Consider the following 17,038-nt stretch of genomic DNA (forward strand, 5'->3'; position numbering starts at 1 on the left):
GCTCCCCCGTGGTGGCGCTGCACGATGTGCTGGGCGATGGACAGGCCCAACCCCAGTCCACCCGTGCGGCCACTGCTCGTGTCGCCCAGCCAGAAGCGCTCGAAGACCCTGGGCAGCAGGGCGGGCTCGATGCCCCGGCCGTGGTCGGTGACGCGCAGTGTCGCGCGGCCCTCCTCAAGCTCCAGGGACGCCAGCACCAGGCCGCCCTAGTTGGAGAACTTGATGGCGTTGGACAGCAGGTTCCAGGTGGCCTGCTGCAGACGCAGCGCGTCGCCGAACACGGGAGTGGCCGTGGAGGGCCGTGTTCACTGCAGCGTCACGCCACGCTCGGCCGCCGCCGGCTGCACCGTATGCACCGCAGCTTCGACGATGTCGCCGAAGTCGGCTTCGCACATGTGCAACTCGAACTGGTTGGCGGCCATGCGCGTGACGTCGAACAGGTCATCCACCAGCCGTGCCAGCGTGCGCACGTTGCGCTCGATGGCCTGAATGCCCTGACGGGCGGCATCGAGGCCAGGCTGCCTTTGCAGCACCTGCGTCCAGCCCAGGATCGCACTCAGCGGCGTGCGCAACTCGTGCGAGACGACGCCCACGAAGAGATCCTTCTGGCGGTTGGCTTCCTCGGCCGCATCACGGGCCTGCCGCTCCGCGGCCAGGGCGTTGCGCCGCTCGGCCTCCGCGGCTTTGGCGCGGTGCAAGGTGGCAGGAGTTAGCGGCTGCAGCGACAAGGGCATGGTCGTATCGGGCAGTGACGGCGGCACAAGCGTTCCCAGGAGGAACGCCCGGGAGTCGGAACAGCAGTTGCGGCCAACTTGGCGAGACGCGCCTGGGAGGCTGCTCGGCCGCCAGAACACGAGGCCCGCCATGATGCCTTACGCAATTTCCCGATGGTCAGCCGGCTGGCAAGGAACGATGATTGCTGCATTGCAGCATAGCGCCGCTCGGGTGCCCAAGAGGTGCCGCCTGTGGCTGTGTCCATGCCTTCGGGCGCCCACCGTCGTCCATGCCAGCACCATGAACTCCAGCACGCTCCTGCCCTCCACTGCGCACAGGCCTCCGCCGGGCTACGAGGCCGCCATGGCCGATATTGAGCGGCGCGCCCTGCGCGGCGAGCTCACGCTGGCTCAGGCCCGCCAGGAAGTCTTCACCGTGCGCGAGCGCTTTGCTGTCGAGCCCTTCCTGGCTGCCCGTTGGGCGGCAATCAAACAGTGATGTGCCGCCCCTACCGGGCACCTTCTCGTGTTGGCTTGCCGGCTAACGGTTCTGTCCCAAGGCTATTTTTATCAAGCGGCGCCACCCGACAGCGGGTGGTTCGCTGTGATGCGGTGCGCCGTAGCGCCGCATCACGCCCTCCGCCCAGCCGCGTTCCAGATCTGGGCTTGCTTGGAAGCCGCAGGATAAGGACTGCGGGCGCCGAGGGACCGCGCGGCATCGAACCCTTCTGCCATATCCGCTCGCGTTCGACTCTACGCATCTTCAGGGTTGGTAGACCTTTTGGCTGGGGAATAGCCGGTTGATGACCGCAGAGCCCAAGAACAACTTGGCGACACGGCGGGTGGTGGCTGACCGGGGGTGGAGTCAAGGCAGCAATTTCTGCACGGCAGGTTCAAGCGGTGCTGCAACCCGCTGATGCAAGAGACCTGGCATGGTGGGCAACTTCTAGGGCGGGGCATTGCCTGTGCCAGCCCCTGTCTGGACCGTTGACGCCAAAGCTGCCATCCTGCAACGCTCTTACCCCCCTGCGCCGTGCAGGGCCGAAGGGCTGTGCGGATGGATTTCGACGCTCCTTCGTCTGCGCCGCCGCTGCGCTGGCCGCTGGCGACCCTGGCGGGCGGCCTGCTGGCAGCCGTCCTGGCGGGCCTCTGGCAAAGCCGGGCCAACGACGAGCGCATCGCCGTCAAGCTGGCCCATGAGACGGTGCATGCCGCGGACCGCCTGGGCCAGACCCTGCTGGAGTACGAGCGCATCCTGCTGGGGTTGCGCGGCCAGTTGATGGCCACGGGCAACGGCGACGTGGCCGTCACGCGCGAGCAGTTCCGCCGCTACGTGCAGGCCCTGGACCTGCGGCGCGAACTCCCGGGCGTGTACGGGCTGGGGTTCAGCCGCCTGGTGCCGCGCGCCCAGGAGCAGGCCTATATCGAGCGGCAGCGGCGCGAAGGCGCGCCTGGGTTTCGCATCCTGGAGCTCGCACCCCATGATGGCGACCACATCGTCGTCGAGATGATCGAGCCGCTGCAGGCCAATGCGCAGGCGCTGGGGATGGACAGCGCCTCGGAGCCGGCACGCCGCGAGGCCGCGCTGGCAGCCCAGCGCAGCGCCCAGCCGCGGCTCACGGGCCCCATCACGCTGCTGCAGGTCCGCGCCAGGCCGCAGCAGTCAGTGCTGCTCCTGCTGCCTGTTTACCGTGAGGGTACGCTGCCCGAGGAGGCGCGCCGCGCGGGGCAGCTGCAGGGCTGGGTCCATGCGGCGCTGGTCGTGGACGAGGTGCTGCAGGCCATTGACGTCGAGCGCGATGGTCTGGCGCTGGAAGTGGTGGATGCTCCCCGTGACAATGCGGCGCAGCGGCTCTTCGTCTCCGGCGACTGGCTGTCGGACCGGGCACTGCCGCAGGAGCAGACAGCCGTCGAGCTCTTCGGCCGCACATGGCAGGTGCGGCTGCAGGCGCTACCCGGCTTCGCCGCCGGGCTGAACCTCTCCAGCCCGTACCAAGTCGCTGCCGAGGTGGCCGGCCTGGGCGCCTTGCTGGCGCTTGTCGTGTACCTGGGCGCACAACAGGCGGCACGGCGCCAAGCACTGGAGCACGAGCGCGCGCAGGCGGCTGCCGTGATGGCCAGTGCGCACGACGCCATCATCCGCCACACGCCGCAAGACTTCATCCTGGACTGGAACGCCGCCGCCGAGCGGCTGCTGGGCTGGCGGCTGGACGAGGTGCGGGGCCGGCCCCTGATGGACTTGATCGTGCCGGCCCAACTGCGCGGGCAGGCCGCCGAGATCGTGGCGCGGGTCCAGCGCGGCGAGGACGTGGCACCCATCGAGACCGTGCGGCTCGACCGCCAGGAACAGCCGATAGCCGTGTCGCTGTCCGTGGTGGGCGTGCGTGGCGCGCAGGGCCGCATCATCGGCTCGGCCACCACGCTGCGCGACATTCGGGAAAGCCAGGCCGCGCGCGAGCAAGTGCAGCGGCTCAACGAGGCACTGCAGCAGCGGCTGCAGGAGCAGCAGCAGCAGGCGGCCGCCCTGCGGGAGGTGACCGCGCGCGACCGCGCAATCCTTGCCAGCGCGGCCAGCGCCATCATCGCGCTGGACCTGCAGGCCCGCGTCACAGCCTTCAACCCGGCGGAGTGCACCATGTTCCGCGTGTCGCAGAGGCAGGCGCTGGGGCGCTCGGTGGCCGAGTTCTGCGACCCCGACGAACTGCACTACAAGGCCCTCTACTTCCCGCAGGAGGTCAAGGACAACGCGGGCCAGATGCCCCACGCCCTGCGCCAGGGCCTGGACACCCCGGCCAGCGCGACCCAGCCCGGCGCCCAGCGCAACGAGTGGACGTACCTGCGCGCCGACGGCACCCGCTTCCCCGGGCTGCTGAGCCTGAGCGTGCTGCGCGGTGATCACGACGAGGCGGTCGGCTTCCTGGCCGTCATCACAGACCTCTCCGAGCGGGTCCAGCTGGAACACGCGCTGCGCCAGCACACGGCCGAGTTGCTGGCGCTGCGCCAGCGCGAGCAGGCGGTCGTGGACAGCGCCGGCACGGCCATCATTGCCACCGACCTGGCCGGCCGCATCACGGTATTCAACCCGGCTGCCGAGGTGCTGCTGCGCCTGCCGGCGGCACAGGCGCTCGGGCGCTCAGAGCTGGAATTCCGCGATCACGAGGAGATGCGGTTGCGGCTGCACCTGTACCCGCGCGAAGTGCTCGAGCACACAGCCGCTTTACCCGATTGGCTGGCACAGGCGGCACGCGATGCACTGGCCGCCCCGCGCGAGCACGACGGCAACCCGCGCAGCGAGTGGACCTACGTGCGCGCCGACGGCTCCCGAGTGCCAGTCCTCGCCAGCATCAGCCTCACGCGGGACGAGACCGGCCTACCCTCAGGGTTCCTGGCCATCCTCACCGACATGACAGAGCGTCGCGCGCTGGAGGAGCAGCTGCGCGAGCGCACACGGCAGGCGGAAAGCGCCAACGCGGCCAAGACCACGTTCCTGGCCAACATGAGCCACGAGATCCGCACGCCGCTCAACGCCGTCATCGGGCTGTCCCAGCTGCTGCAGACCACCGTGCTGGACGAGCGCCAGCAGCGCTTCGTGCTGGGCATCCATGCCGCTGGCGAGCAGCTGCTGGGGCTTCTCAACGACATCCTGGACCTGTCCAAGATCGAGGCCGGCGAGATGCGGCTGGAGCTGCAGCCGCTGGACCTGGAGCATCTGCTGCAGCAGATGATGCAGCTCGCGCAGGCGCAGGCAACTCAGAAAGGCTTGCAACTTCACTTGGACACGGGCCCCGGCGTACCGCAGTACGTCCTTGGCGACGCCGTGCGCATCCGGCAGGTGCTGATGAACCTGATGAGCAACGCGCTGAAGTTCACGGCCAGCGGCAGCGTCACGCTGCGAGTGAGCGCGGCCGCTTCGCCGGAAAGTGACACCGCGTCACGCGCCGGTTTGCGTTTCGAGGTCGTCGACACGGGCATCGGCATCCCGCAGGAGAAGCAGGCCGCCATCTTCGATCCCTTCACGCAAGCCGACGACTCCACCACGCGTCGCTTCGGCGGCACGGGGCTGGGCCTGTCCATCGTGAGGCGCCTGGTGACGCTGATGGCCGGGCGCATCGAACTCGTCAGCGCGCAGGGCCAGGGAAGCACCTTCAGCGTCACGCTGCCTTTGCAGGGGCTGCCTGAACAAAGTCCCGAGCCGCGCGCGTGAAGCAGCGCAGCGGCGTGCGACGCGAGTCATGCATTCACTCCCCGTATGCTCGACCTGCGGCAACATGCATCGTTTCGCCGCGGCGCGGCGTCCTCCTCGTCTGGAGGACGAGCTGTCGACGTCCCTGGCGGCCGCGCCGTCTACTGCACCTCGGCCATGAGGCCAGCCATCGAGGCTGCTGCCCTTTGTTGCGCGCCGCGCGCAATTCGAAGCGCGTGCGTTGCCAGGACACAGAGAGTGCGTTCAGGCGGTCAAGCTGGTCAGTGCCAGCGGCAACGCTGTTGTAACAGCCATCCCCGGCTGATGCGTTGGGCAACCGGCTCCGCTTTGAGGCCGGTACGCTAGTGCGCAGTGCCTGGGCGTCGGGCATCGCATACCAATGCGGAGAGAGGGACATGAGCGATGAAGAGCTATGGATGGAAGGGTTCAAGGCTGGAGAGGCGCTCGACGGATTGCCTTGTCCGCACGAACCTGGCTCGCACGAGGCCTGGATCTGGCAGCGGGGCCGGATCGAGGGCGCTTCCAAGCGCATAGGCTATTCCCATGCCACCGAATACCTTGCGCAGCACAACAAGAAGTGACGTCGAGCGGCCGTTGCGGGTGTCCCGTCAGTCGGCATTGGTCTGGATGCACGCGGCGGCGACAACCGGAATTGGTTGATAGAGCAACAAAATATTTGATTGACTGGATTCGACGCCGGGTTTGCCGATCCGGCAGCGCCGTGCCCGTACGAGGCGCTGACGCTGGAGGCCGTCGTCTGGCGCAAGGGATGGGTGGAGGGCGCGGCCAAGCGGCTGGGCTACACCTACGATGACACGCCTACGCCCGAGATCGCCGGTCCGCAGCCGCGCCCGTTGCCCAAGTAAGTTGTCGCGTGCCGCATCTCGAACCGATTGGGCGAGGCCGCTTGGGCGGTGGCCACAAGCCTCAGGGTTGAACCGTCCATGTGGCGTTGATCAGGTAGATCGACAAGCCCGCAGTCCGGAATGCGCCCCATGTCAACCGGGCTCGGACTCCGGCAGCCTCCGCCCGGTCATTGACCATGCTGAAGATCTCGCGCTGCGACAGCAGGCGCCGTGACAGCACGTCGGCCCGCATCCCGCCCCTGCGAAAGACCAGTGCATCAGGCTCGCTCAGCCCGGCACGGTCGAGGTAGGCCTGCAGCCAGGCTTGCGGCACGGGCAGACACGGCACGTTGCGCTGGCGCTGGCCGTCAAGCCCAGGCAAACGCACCTGCAGCAGTTCGTCCTGCTGTAGCACGTCGCCAAGCACCAGATTCACGACGGCCGCAGGACTGCATTCAATGCTGCCCATCAGGCCGACAATCGCACGGTCGCGCAGTCCCGTGAGCGTGCCGGTGTCGATACTGGCGACGAGGGCATGCGCCTCCTGCGCTGAGAGCATGGGCAGATCGGGCATGGCTTTGGGACCCGTCTAGCGAGCGGCGCCAGGGGTGGTTCTGTGCATCGGAGGACAACAGCTGCTGACCGGTATCAAGGCCACTGCGCGGCGCTGCAGCATCGGTCATGCGACGGCAATGCCGGCCACTCCAACGCTTCGGCAGGCATGGCGCTGTAGCGACGTCCCATGCGCTGGGCCGCTCCCTCGATGAAACCCCAGTGCCAGCTCCACGCCTGCAGCGTGCCGCTGTCGTAAGGGCCCTGCAAGGGGTGCAGCCGCCGACCAGCCCTCAATCCCTCGCGCCATGCCTGCATGTCCATCTCTCAACCTGACTGCTGTTGAAGCTTGCCTGTACCGATCAGTAGTTTCGACTGTTTACAAACGCCTTTGTGTCGCGGTTGTCAAACTGGTTCGCGGCCGCACGCGCTGTCATCAAGTGGGGCGCCTGCGCCGTCGAAGGCAGCGGGATAGGGGTTGGGGACTTTGCCGGAGCAAGGCCCCGCGATGAACGGCTCAAGAACAACGATGCATGGCGAATCAATACACGGGCTACGGCGGTGAGCCGGAACAGACGCGGCTGCAGGCGATGCCAAAGCTGCAGACCCTGGACACGACGGCGCAAACCGCGCTCGACGACCTCGTCTGGCTTGCCGTGGCGCAGAGTCGGATGCCACTCAATGCCGGCTGGGGCAGCCTGTCTCAATCCTCGGGTGTTGAGGTACCGCAGACACGACACCTGAACTGCTCTAGGTGAATTGTCCTGGGTCTCTTGGCTGATGCCGGGGAGCCAATGTCGTGGTGTCCCACTTGATAAGAACGCCGGTACTGATTCAATTCAGCGCATACCGGTCTTCAAACCGGTCAGGGATGTTCCTGGGGCTGTCTGGGTTCTGGCGTACACGCGACTCACTCTCGCGGCACTATCGTTGTGGCTTCATCGGCTCTCATTTGAGCCGGAAAGCAGTATCGCCATGAACGACTGTACGCGGCTCCACGATGGCAGCCCCACGGATGTGCGGGTCGTGCCCGACCCATCGGCGCCTGAGTCGCCACGCCTGCAGCGCTTTTCCCAAACGGTAGTTCTGGGGCCACTGCGACCGCAGGACATGGTGACCACAACCAAGGCACTACCGGCCGAGGGAATCTACGTTGGCCAGACCGGCATGGTTTTGGAAGTGCTTGCCGCTGACGCAGTGTTGGTCGCTTTCAAGTCACACAGTGGCGGCAGCCATGCCGTCGTTCCTATCCCCATCAGTTGCCTTCGATCGGTACGACACGCCCAGCCAAGCTGCCTTTGAACACAAGACTAGGTTCAGATGTAGTTGAGCAGGCAATCTTTTAATGTTTTTCGCGAGATTAAGCCGGGCGCCTGCTGCTGAAACCGAATCGCCTTGCAGCGATGCCGGTAGGTTGGAATCAGCTGAATTGCCTACAACATGAGCAGGAGCTTGCATTCCACGCATTGAGCCACTGCACGCACTTTGCTGCATGACACTGCGGCAGTTCGGCCTGCCTCAAACAAAGAACTCTATGCCCAGGTCCTGGCAGATGCGGTCGATGCCCTTCACGCTGGGCAAGGCGGTGTAGATCGGCAGCCCCAGCTTGGCTTGGGTGGAGGGCTTGTCGAAGAGCACGACAGCCGGGTGGTCGTTGAGCTTGCGCGACAGGTAATGGCTGCCGTCGAAGCCTGCGGGGTGTATATGGACCTGGTGGCTCCACTGCTGCGGCACGTCATAGGGCACGACGGCGGACAGCGCAGCATGACCGCCGGCGCGCAGCAGCCCGACGCCGGTCAGATCCGCCAGCTTGAGCTTTTGATCATCGACATTCTCGAAGCGAACGATCCAGCGCGAAGCAAACTGTGCTGCGGCCACCAGGAACCGGCCGCCGACGGGCCGCAGGTCGTGCAGCAGCGTCTCGGCAAGGGCTGTGTGCAAATCCAATCCCAGATAGCAGGTGCCATAGGCCTTGTCCGGGGCGTCGAATCGGTTGGCCGCGGTCCGACCAAAGAATGGCTCGCCGCTGTCACGGGGGCCGCTGCGGTAGAGTTTCGAGGGCAGAACCTGTTTGATCCTGAGGTTGAGCTTGTGAAAGTCGTTCGGCGGGCGTGGGCAGATGTCAGGCAGCAAGCTCTTGGTCTTGTCGCTCATGTCTGGGCAAAGGCCTGCGCCGCGTTGAGCACCAAGGCCAACTTGCCGGCGGCAAGCGCCTCCAGCGGCGTCTGATCGGCCAACGAGCCCCGGGGAACGGTGAAGAACGCCAGCTTGGCACTCCCAGGCATGTCGCCCAGCGCTTTTGACACCTTCTCAATTTGCCTGCGATCATGGCGCGAGTCCGCCAGCCAGGCAGGGAAGTAGCGCACCCCCTTGTGTTCGATGCAGAACATGCGCCGGGCAGCAAGAGCCTTGCTCACCGCCTGCATGCTTATGCCCAGCCGCTCGGCGAGCACGTCGCCCCTGACAAGTTCGCCGCTGCCAATCATCCGGCGCAGGCTTTCTTCGGCTTCGCAGCGTATTTTCTCGATGAAGGCCGTCGTTTGCTCGGCCGACTGCTCTTCCACGCGGGCTGGTTCGAGCCGGCTTTGCGCCTGCTCGACATCGGCGACCACTTGTCGGAACCGGTCCAGCATCTGCTTGCGCTGGCGGTAGTAGGTGCTACGCGCGCCGCTGCGGCTGCGCAAGTCAGGCATCACGCCGTCCAGAGGCAGCGCCTTGAGCAGGCTGCTGGCGCTCTCCATCAGCGCCAGGACATCCATGACCACACCGGGCTCGACCGGGGCGGCCGCGGTCTTGTGCTGCACTATCTCCCGCCGTGCTTGCTGCAGCTTCTCGGCCGCTTCCGCCAAGGCCGGTGCCAGAGCGAACCCCCGGTGTAGATACATGGATACGTCTGCCAGCGGGGCCTGCTTGCCCGCCTTGACCGGGCCGGTACGCGCTGAGCGTTGGGTAGACTTTGCGACAGCTGGGATAGCAGCCATGGTGCATCTCCTGAGTGCATGCATTGTACCGGCGCTGCAGAGACTAACTAAACCAAATCAACCATGGTGTGCATCAGGCGAGCAGCTGTTCTCGATGAGCGAATACCAGCTGCCCCTGGCAATGCGATCCCAGCGTGCCGGCCGTTTCTTTCCGAGCTGACGGTTGGATCGACATCAAAAGACCCGGGCTTCAGTCAGGCTCGCAGACCTAACAGGGCGTTGGCCTACGGAAGAAGACGTTCCGGTTTGAGGAGCCAGTTCCGAGGGGGGAAGCCTAAATACTGTATATTCATACAGTTATTCGGGCGAACGGTTGCGCTTGCGGCCGAGCCCTCGATGTTTCTTCCTGGTTCTTCCCGGCCTGCTTATGACTCACGGTTTGTCTCCTCGTCCCAGCCGTTTGCTGCTGGACCTCTACGCGCGCCTGGCCGGGCGTCACATGGCGCCTCAGCTACAGCTGGCTGGCTTCCAGCGGCGCTGGATCGCTTGGCGTCACGAAGATCTGCTGCAGGGCGTCGAGCGTGCCGTCCTGGACTGCTCCCCCGAGGTACCGCTGCACGAAGTCGAAGACACGCTCTTGGCGCAGGCTCGAAGCTTGGCCGGGGCAAATACGGCGCTTGTCACGGCAGAGATTTCCCTGCAGCGTTACCGGTCCGAGGAAGGGGATGAATTGGATGAGGGCAAGGGCCTGGTTCTCACGATCAAGTTGGAGGAAACCGGTCAGCCCACCGGGGTGCTGGGCTGGATCGAGCTGGATGCGCAGCACCGCCCGGTGCGGGCCTGCCGGCCACTGCCGCTGATGCTGCCCGGTGCCAACTGAACCGGCAGCCATGAACTCGCCGGCGTCTTCGCATGATGAATGTTCAACGAAGGCCACGCACCTGGATGGCAATGGTGCTGGCCGCACTGCTGCTACCCCCCCTGGGGGTGCTTTTGGCTTCTCGCAGCAGCGAGCAGACTGAACGTGCCGATTGCGAGTCACGCGGCGGACGCTGGCTCGACCCGCGGCGGCATGACAAGCGCTGCTTGGACCCGGGCCAGCCGCTTGGCCCTTGACACTGACTTTGCCAAGCTTGCTGCGGCTCGATGTGACGGCTGTCGAGTCCAGGCCAGCGAACAAGGCTTTGCGGGTTTTATTCGAAAGTCGCAGCCAAGGCAGCCGCCGTCAGCAAGTTTTGGAACAGCAGCCTGACGCGGCAGGTGCTGCGTGAAGCGCGGACAAGGTCTCTGATGTCGTTGTTGCCGCTGCTACGGCTGACGGCGGCGGGGCGCCTCTGCCTGTTCCAGTGCCAGCGTCTTGCGCACGAGGCGCAGCTTGTTCTCGATGTCGGCAAGGACCGCTTCGGCCTCAGTCGGGTCTTCGCGCAAGGACACAAGCTCGCTGAGGCGCAGTACCTGTGCTGTCAGCTGCGCCTCTGCCTTGATGACGTGCAGCCATGCGCGCTCCATCGGCGTCTTGTCCTGCTCCATGCCCTTCTCCACTGCTCAAGGCTGGGCGATTGCAGATGCCGTGCCGCTTCTGGCCCCAGGAACAGGGGCAGACGGCCTTCCGAGGTCTTCAAGGACCATCACGGTCACCGGCGGAAGACCTGAACCAATAATGCATGGGCGTGGCTGCAACTTTGCCGGCATAGCACGGCGGCGAGGGCATAGCGTGGTAGGTCCGGGGCCTTGTTGGAATTCAGGGCGTGCCAACTGCACCGTGATCAGTCGGCGCGTTCTGCGTTTGCAGAAGAATGCTGCTATCGCGATAACTTCTCTTATCACAGTAGCATCCTCGGGTGAGCAAATCCGCACCGCGTAAATCGCCCGGTACCCCGGCCGGGCTGGACGAGCTACCCGACGCCGCGGCGCTGGCAGCGCTGCGCGCTTGGCACGAAGGCCTGCCGGCACGCGCCGCGGTCGAGCAGTACCTGCCCCAGGCGCTGGAGGACGGCTCGTCAGCGCGCGGCATGCTCGGGGGCATCCGCCGGCGGCTGCAGCACCTGGCGCGCGTGCGCCACCGGGCAGACTTGGAGCAGACCTTCGCCGTGGAGCACCGCGGCGACGCCGCCCACGCCCGCGCCGTGGCCCAGGCCATTGAGACGCTGCGCACCCTGCCCCCGCCGCAGCCGCTCATCGGCGACCGGGTGGAGCGGTGGCTTCCTGCGCGCATTGCTGCCGCGCTGCAGGCCGCAGGCATCGACACGCTCAGCGGCGCTGACGGTGCGCGTGCCTCGCCGCCGGCGTTGGTGGACGGCCATGCCCGGGCTGGGCGCCACCGGCGCGCGCCAGGTGGAAGCCTTCTTCGCCGCGCATCCCGAGCTCACCGAGCGCGCCCGCGCGCTGGTGGCGGCGCCGCCCACGGACGTGCAGCCGTGAGAGCGCATCGCACTGCCGCAGGACCTCGACGGCTCGCAAGGGCGCTTCCGAGCCCCACGCGAGAGCTGCGCGCTCGACGCACGCTCAAGGGCCATTGCCGGCGGACGCTTCGCGCTGCACAAGCCATCGCTGCAGCGTGGCGTAGAGCGTCTCGAGAACCACCGGCTTGGTCAGGAAGTCGTTCATGCCGGCGGCCAAGCAGGCCTGGCGATCGTCGGCAAAGGCGTTGGCCGTCATGGCGATGATCGGCACGCCAGGCCCGCGCTTGGCGCGAATGGCGGCCGTGGCGGTGAGGCCATCCATCCGGGGCATTTGCATGTCCATCAGGATGGCGTCGAACCCTTGCGCGAGGGCCAGTTCAACGGCCCGCTGCCCGTCTTCGGCCACGACGACTTCCAGATCCGCGGCACGCAGCAGCGTTACGGCCAGTTCCTGGTTGACGGCGTTGTCCTCGGCTAACAGGACCCGCGCGCCGGCGTGCCGGCTTTTGAGCGCCTGCAGCGTATGGCTGCCCGCCACTGGCCGAGTCTGTGCGGGGTCTGGTGCGGACTGCAACAGGCGAACCAGCGTGTCGTGCAGCGCTGACGCCGTCACGGGCTTGAGAAGCACCGCCTGGAATCCAGCGACCCGGGCCTGCTCCTGCAGGTGCGCCTCGTCCAGCGCCGTGACCAGGATGCTGCAGCGCGGCGGGCTTGCAAGCGTCCTGTGCAGTTGCGCCAGTGTGGCAATGCCGTCCATGGCCGGCATGCGCCAGTCGATGAGCAACACGTCGAAGGACTCGCCGCTGGCGCGCGCCTCTTGCGCCAAGCGCACGGCGGCTTGACCACTGTCCGCGGCAACCGCCTTCAGACTCAGTCCCCAGAGCTGCTCCACCAGCGCGGAACGCGCCGCGGACAGGTCGTCCACGACCAGGGCGCGCAGCCCCTGGAGTCGAATGGGCATGATGACGTGGGCCGCATCGGCTGCGCGCCCCAGGCAGGCCGTGAACCAGAAGCTGCTGCCTTGACCAGGGGCGCTTTGCACGCCGACGTCGCCACCCATGAGTTGCGCGATATGGCGCGTGAGCGCCAGCCCCAGCCCGGTGCCGCCATGGCGCCGCGTGGTGGAGGCATCGGCCTGCTCGAAGGCTGTGAAAAGAGCACCCAGCCGCTCGGGCGCGATGCCTTCGCCGCTGTCGCTGACCTCGAAGCGGGCCATCACCTGCGCCGCATCGTCTCGCAGCAGCTCGGCGCGCACGCGCACCCAGCCGCGTGCAGTGAACTTCACCGCGTTGGACAGCAGGTTGAGCAGGGCTTGCGACAGCCGCGTCGGGTCGCCGCGCAACCGCTGCGGCAAGGCGTCGGTGTCAAGCACCAGCTCCAGCTCCTTGGCCGCCGCCGGCTCGCGCACCAGGCCCACGATGCGCGAGAGGATCGCGTCGAGCTCGAACTCGGCATCCTCCAGCACCATCTTGCCAGCTTCGATCTTGGAGAGGTCCAGGATGTCGTTGAGGATCTGCAGCAGGTGCTGCGCGGCCTGCTCCACCGTCTGCAGCCGCTGCAACTGCTGTCCACCCGTGGCATCGCGCATGAGCAGGTGCGTGAAGCCGATAATGGCGTTCATGGGCGTGCGGATCTCGTGGCTCATGTTGGCCAGGAAGGCGCTCTTGGCCCGCGTGGCGGCCTCAGCCGCGTCGCGCATGGCCGCGAGCTCCTGCGTGCGCAACTGCACGCGCTGCTCCAGCGTGGCGTTGAGCTGGGCCAGCTCGGCCTGCGCCTCGCGCGCCGCGGTCACGTCGGCCACGGCCTCGGCCACGGCTAGGGCGCGCCCTTGCGCATCGCGGCGCAGCACCTTGCGCGCCACGACTACCAGCACCCGGCCGTCGCGCGTGGTGTGGTGCAGCTCGCCCGTCCACTTGCCTTCGCGCTGCAGCGTGGCGTCGAGTTGCGTGCGCGGCAGCGGGAAGACGGTGCGCAGCAGCTCGTGCACGTTGCGTCCCACCGCTTCCACGGCGCGCCAGCCGTAGAGCTGCTCGCAGCCTTGGGACCAGTGGCGGATCGTGCCGTCGAAGTCGCGCACGATGACCGGCGCCAGGTCCAGCGTCGCGCTCAGGTCAGCCAACGCCCGCTCGGCCCTATGCCAGTCGGTAGCGTCGATGCACATGCCGCTCATGCGCAGGCCCTGGCCCGCGCTGTCTGCAATCACATCTCCAAACACGTCGATCCAGCGCTCGTCGCCCGCACTCGGCACGATGCGGTAGGACAACTTGAGCGCACGGCGCTGCTGTACCGCTGCCGCCAAGGCATCCAATGCCTGCTTGCGGTCATCGGCATGCACCACAGCTTGCCAGGCGTCGATGCTGGCGCGGTCGCTGCGCGGGTCCAGGCCAAAGAGCAGGAACAGCTCGTCGGACCAGCCCAGCTCCCCGCTGGCGAGATCCCACTCCCACAGGCCGGCGCGGGCTGCCCGCTGCGCCACGCTCAGCCGCTGATGCGCGCGCAGCAGCGCCTGCTCGGCAGCCTTGCGCTCGGAGATGTCCTGCATCGTCCCGTGCAGGGCCAGCGTCTGCCCGGCTGTGTCGCTGACGACGCTGCTCTTGGCATGCAGCCACAGGAGCGGGCCGCTTGCGTGCTGTGCCGACAGCTCCATGTCGAGCCCGGTACCGGTGCTCGCAGCCTGCCGCACCGCCGCCAGCAGCTGCTGCCAGGACGCGGCAGGAAACGCCGTTTCCATCTGCCACTCGGAAAGTCCATCGTCGTGGCCCAGCAGGCGGCACAGCGATTCTGAAGCCCGGAACTCCTGCGTGGCGGCATCCCAGGACCATGTTCCCAGGCGTGCCAGGAGCTGCGCGTCAGCCAGCTGCGCGTCTCGGCGTCGAACGAGCGCCGCGCGCTCTTGCAGCAGCTCTGTTGCTTGCGCGAGCGCAGCGGCCACCTCAGCAGCCTCGCGCACACTCACATCGGGCACCGCAACGGCATCGCCGCGCCCCAGCGCGGCAGCCGCAGCGGTGAGCGTCTCGACCGAGCGCGAGATGCGGTGGCCTACGCGCCGGGCCAGCACCGCGCCCAGCACCAGCAGCAGGGTCGCGCCTGCGGCCAGCATGGACAACGTGCGGGTCAGGCCCCCCAGCAGCGATTGGCGTGGAATGCCAATGGCCACGCACCACTTCGTGACCGGCGAGCAGCTGAAGGAGGAGGTCACCGGGATGCCCTCCTTGGTGATGACCTCGACGGTCCCGGCCCGAGCGGTGTTCATGGCCTGCAGCAACTGCGCACCGGCCTGGTGCCCGACAAATTGCTCGGCCGCATGCGTGCGCGCCAGGATCGTGCCGGTGCTGTCAAAGACGCCGGCCACCCAGTCCGGTGGCAGCGCTTGCGTCCTGAGCACGGCGTCAAGTTGCTGCGCCAGCATCCCCACGCGCAGCGCGTACGCCATCCTGCCGCCCCGCACCACAGGTATTTCGACGCCCACCATCGGGTGCTTGAGCACTTCGCTCGTGTGCAGGTCGGAGAACACAGGCTGGCCGCGAGCAAAGACACGCCGCGTGCTGTCCGGGTCGGGAGGCGCAGGCAGCGCCGGGCCGTAGTCGGCCGCGGTGTTGAGCACTTGGCGCATGTCGCCCGTGATCAGCGCGACGTTCGTGGCCAAGCCTGTAGCGGCTACTGCCTCACGGGCGCGCTGGTGGAAGGCGGCCAGATCGCCACTGGCCAGCACGGCCGACGTTGCCAGCACCTGCCCTATCGACTGCACCCGCAGCAACTGGTTGTCCACGGCCTGGACGAGGGCGCGGGCCGTCTGCTGCGTGTCGCGCTCCAGGTCGGAGCGACTGCCACGGTACTCGTGCACGAGCAGCAACGCCGCGCCCAGCACGCAAGGCAGCAGGTATGCCAGGATCAGCGACGTCAGCAGCAAGCGTATCCCGGGGAGCCCGGCCGGGGCTAGTGCCCGGCGGTTGCCACCGGCGCTGGGAACGAGGGGCTCGGACATGGTGGTCAGCCCGGCACGGCCTTGCGCAACAGGAACCGCCTTGCGCGATGGTCTTGCGCGGGCATGCCACTGGCGGGGTGGCCTCCAGCAGCGCCGACGCAGCGCTCAGGAATGCACGAGCGGCTCACCCACGAGCCAGCACCCCGGCCACGTACTGGTTGAGGCTGACGCCTTGCGCGGCGGCCTGCCGTGCCAGTCGCGCGTGCAGGCTGCGCGGCACGCGCACCAGGAACTTGCCGCTGTACCTTCGCAGCGGCAGCACCTCGCGCGGCACCGGCACGGCGCGGCCTGCTGCCTGAGCCGCCTCGATCCAAGCCTGGATGGCTTGCTGTGCGGCGTGCGCTGCCTCGACCTCCGTAGGGGCGCAAGCGCTGCAGCCCGGAAGATCCGGCGCCTCGGCCACGAAGCCCTGGTCCTCGTCGCTCCAGAAGATTTCCAGCGGGTAGTGTTTCATGCCGGCCCTCCAATTTCGGGCAGTTCATCGCGGCGCATCCGGTACCCGTGCACCACGCGGTGAGAGCGTCGCCGATGGCCGAGGCGGCGACAGCATGACCGAGCCGGTACAAGAACGCCTGCGATGCCACGCCTGTGCTTGCCGCCTCCTGGTGCAGAGACTTGCGTCGCGGTTCGCAGCGCCGGTATGCAGCGATGCCAGGATGGCTGTACTGCATGACTTCCCATGGCTGGCCACGTTTTGAGTAAACACGGCTCGATACCGCGTGTAGTATCAGCCCGCGGCCAGATGCAGCAATCGTGCTTGACAGGCCAGTAGGTTCTTTGGAAGCGCACTGTTTTGGCACGGGCCCCTGTGCAACATGTCGGCGATATGGCGCCGGGTACCGGCCAAGCGCGTGCCGGACGTGCGTGGCGCGCCACTGTCTCGAACGAGCGCAGCGGCACTCCTGCCCAGTTCAGGCTGATGGGTGCAAAGAGCCGGTGCTCGATGGGATTCCACTTCGAGCAGCCCGTGGGGTAGTGGCACACCGTCACCGCCAGGCCGCAGGCATCGCAGAGTTGCTCTTGCAACTGCGCCTTCCACACGCGGGAGCGGCAACTGTTGGCGCCACCCGCATCGGCCAGGATGAGAAGCCGACGGGCCTTGCCGTAAGCAGCACAGCCCTCGTCGCGCCACCACTCGGCAATGGCCTCCACGGCAAAGCGCGGCGTGTCGAAGCAGTCGCCCACGCACACAAAGCCGCGATTGGCCACGGTGTCGTAGATGCCGTATGGAATGGCCTGCCCGATGGAGCCCTGCGGCCAGTCGTGCACGAGCACGGCCTCAGCCGTCTTGCACCAGATGCGGCCGCCGTTGTGACAGTTGCCGTGTCGGCGCCGACTTAAATCTGGCTCTTCCTCAATCTCTGTGACGGGGGTCGGGCGGCCCACATGATCGAGCCCTTTGAGCTCGAGAACGCA

General features: G+C 67.1%; 17 protein-coding genes and 1 pseudogene. 8 read left to right on the forward strand and 10 right to left on the reverse strand.

Features of this window, described 5'->3' with window-relative positions; all coding sequences use genetic code 11:
- Positions 1 to 197 (reverse strand): ATP-binding protein (locus SM757_RS04355; protein ID WP_322464487.1); only part of this gene is annotated, 197 nt, incomplete at its 3' end.
- A 108-nt stretch (positions 198 to 305) separates the two neighbouring features.
- On the reverse strand, positions 306 to 734 hold the full coding sequence (locus SM757_RS04360) for a sensor histidine kinase (protein ID WP_322464488.1): 429 nt from the start codon (positions 732 to 734) through the stop codon (positions 306 to 308).
- Between the two features lie 280 nt (positions 735 to 1,014).
- Between SM757_RS04360 and SM757_RS04365 the strand changes: the two genes are divergently transcribed.
- From SM757_RS04365 to SM757_RS04380, 4 genes are all read left to right on the forward strand, one after another.
- Complete coding sequence (locus SM757_RS04365) at positions 1,015 to 1,212, forward strand: hypothetical protein (RefSeq protein WP_322464489.1); 198 nt, start codon at positions 1,015 to 1,017, stop codon at positions 1,210 to 1,212.
- Between the two features lie 558 nt (positions 1,213 to 1,770).
- On the forward strand, positions 1,771 to 4,917 hold the full coding sequence (locus tag SM757_RS04370; protein ID WP_322464490.1) for a CHASE domain-containing protein: 3,147 nt from the start codon (positions 1,771 to 1,773) through the stop codon (positions 4,915 to 4,917).
- Between the two features lie 395 nt (positions 4,918 to 5,312).
- Complete coding sequence (locus SM757_RS04375; protein WP_322464491.1) at positions 5,313 to 5,498, forward strand: hypothetical protein; 186 nt, start codon at positions 5,313 to 5,315, stop codon at positions 5,496 to 5,498.
- A 99-nt stretch (positions 5,499 to 5,597) separates the two neighbouring features.
- Positions 5,598 to 5,783, forward strand: coding sequence for a ribosome modulation factor (locus tag SM757_RS04380; protein WP_322464492.1), 186 nt, complete (start codon positions 5,598 to 5,600; stop codon positions 5,781 to 5,783).
- A 61-nt stretch (positions 5,784 to 5,844) separates the two neighbouring features.
- On the opposite strand, the gene SM757_RS04385 is transcribed toward SM757_RS04380, so the two are convergent.
- Positions 5,845 to 6,336, reverse strand: a complete 492-nt coding sequence (locus tag SM757_RS04385) for a site-specific integrase (protein WP_322464493.1) — start codon at positions 6,334 to 6,336, stop codon at positions 5,845 to 5,847.
- 74 nt (positions 6,337 to 6,410) lie between these two features.
- Positions 6,411 to 6,632, reverse strand: a complete 222-nt coding sequence (locus SM757_RS04390; protein ID WP_322464494.1) for a hypothetical protein — start codon at positions 6,630 to 6,632, stop codon at positions 6,411 to 6,413.
- Positions 6,633 to 6,847: 215 nt separating this feature from the next.
- On the opposite strand from SM757_RS04390, the gene SM757_RS04395 reads away from it, so the two are divergent.
- Positions 6,848 to 7,072, forward strand: coding sequence for a hypothetical protein (locus SM757_RS04395; protein WP_322464495.1), 225 nt, complete (start codon positions 6,848 to 6,850; stop codon positions 7,070 to 7,072).
- Between the two features lie 760 nt (positions 7,073 to 7,832).
- On the opposite strand, the gene SM757_RS04400 is transcribed toward SM757_RS04395, so the two are convergent.
- Both SM757_RS04400 and SM757_RS04405 read right to left on the reverse strand, forming a co-directional pair.
- Positions 7,833 to 8,468 carry an RES family NAD+ phosphorylase gene (locus SM757_RS04400; protein ID WP_322464496.1) on the reverse strand — a complete coding sequence of 212 codons (636 nt, stop codon included), beginning with the start codon at positions 8,466 to 8,468 and terminating at the stop codon, positions 7,833 to 7,835.
- Positions 8,465 to 9,295: a hypothetical protein gene (locus SM757_RS04405; protein WP_322464497.1), complete on the reverse strand. Its 831-nt coding sequence runs from the start codon at positions 9,293 to 9,295 to the stop codon at positions 8,465 to 8,467. Before SM757_RS04405 ends, SM757_RS04400 begins: the two co-directional genes overlap by 4 nt.
- Before the next feature lie 400 nt (positions 9,296 to 9,695).
- Here SM757_RS04405 and SM757_RS04410 point away from each other — a divergent pair, with 400 nt between their 5' ends.
- Complete coding sequence (locus SM757_RS04410) at positions 9,696 to 10,115, forward strand: hypothetical protein (RefSeq protein WP_322464498.1); 420 nt, start codon at positions 9,696 to 9,698, stop codon at positions 10,113 to 10,115.
- A gap of 428 nt (positions 10,116 to 10,543) precedes the next feature.
- On the opposite strand, the gene SM757_RS04415 is transcribed toward SM757_RS04410, so the two are convergent.
- Positions 10,544 to 10,765 (reverse strand): hypothetical protein, encoded by a 222-nt coding sequence (locus SM757_RS04415; protein ID WP_322464499.1) that lies wholly within the window; start codon positions 10,763 to 10,765, stop codon positions 10,544 to 10,546.
- Between the two features lie 482 nt (positions 10,766 to 11,247).
- Here SM757_RS04415 and SM757_RS04420 point away from each other — a divergent pair.
- Together SM757_RS04420 and SM757_RS04425 are read left to right on the forward strand one after the other, a co-directional pair.
- Positions 11,248 to 11,436, forward strand: a pseudogene (locus SM757_RS04420) (integrase); the annotation flags it as partial.
- Positions 11,437 to 11,536: 100 nt separating this feature from the next.
- Positions 11,537 to 11,656 carry a phage integrase family protein gene (locus SM757_RS04425; RefSeq protein WP_322464500.1) on the forward strand — a complete coding sequence of 40 codons (120 nt, stop codon included), beginning with the start codon at positions 11,537 to 11,539 and terminating at the stop codon, positions 11,654 to 11,656.
- A gap of 84 nt (positions 11,657 to 11,740) precedes the next feature.
- On the opposite strand, the gene SM757_RS04430 is transcribed toward SM757_RS04425, so the two are convergent.
- The 3 genes from SM757_RS04430 to SM757_RS35525 form a co-directional block, all read right to left on the reverse strand.
- Complete coding sequence (locus SM757_RS04430) at positions 11,741 to 15,622, reverse strand: response regulator (RefSeq protein WP_322464501.1); 3,882 nt, start codon at positions 15,620 to 15,622, stop codon at positions 11,741 to 11,743.
- Between the two features lie 124 nt (positions 15,623 to 15,746).
- Entirely contained in the window at positions 15,747 to 16,076 is a 330-nt protein-coding gene (locus SM757_RS04435; protein WP_322464502.1) for a toxin-antitoxin system HicB family antitoxin, read from the reverse strand.
- Positions 16,073 to 17,008, reverse strand: a complete 936-nt coding sequence (locus SM757_RS35525; RefSeq protein WP_407655739.1) for an ISAzo13-like element transposase-related protein — start codon at positions 17,006 to 17,008, stop codon at positions 16,073 to 16,075. The genes SM757_RS04435 and SM757_RS35525 overlap by 4 nt, the downstream gene beginning before the upstream one ends.
- Positions 17,009 to 17,038 lie beyond the last annotated feature (30 nt).

This window comes from Azohydromonas lata (assembly GCF_034427735.1).
Taxonomy (GTDB): domain Bacteria; phylum Pseudomonadota; class Gammaproteobacteria; order Burkholderiales; family Burkholderiaceae_C; genus Azohydromonas; species Azohydromonas lata.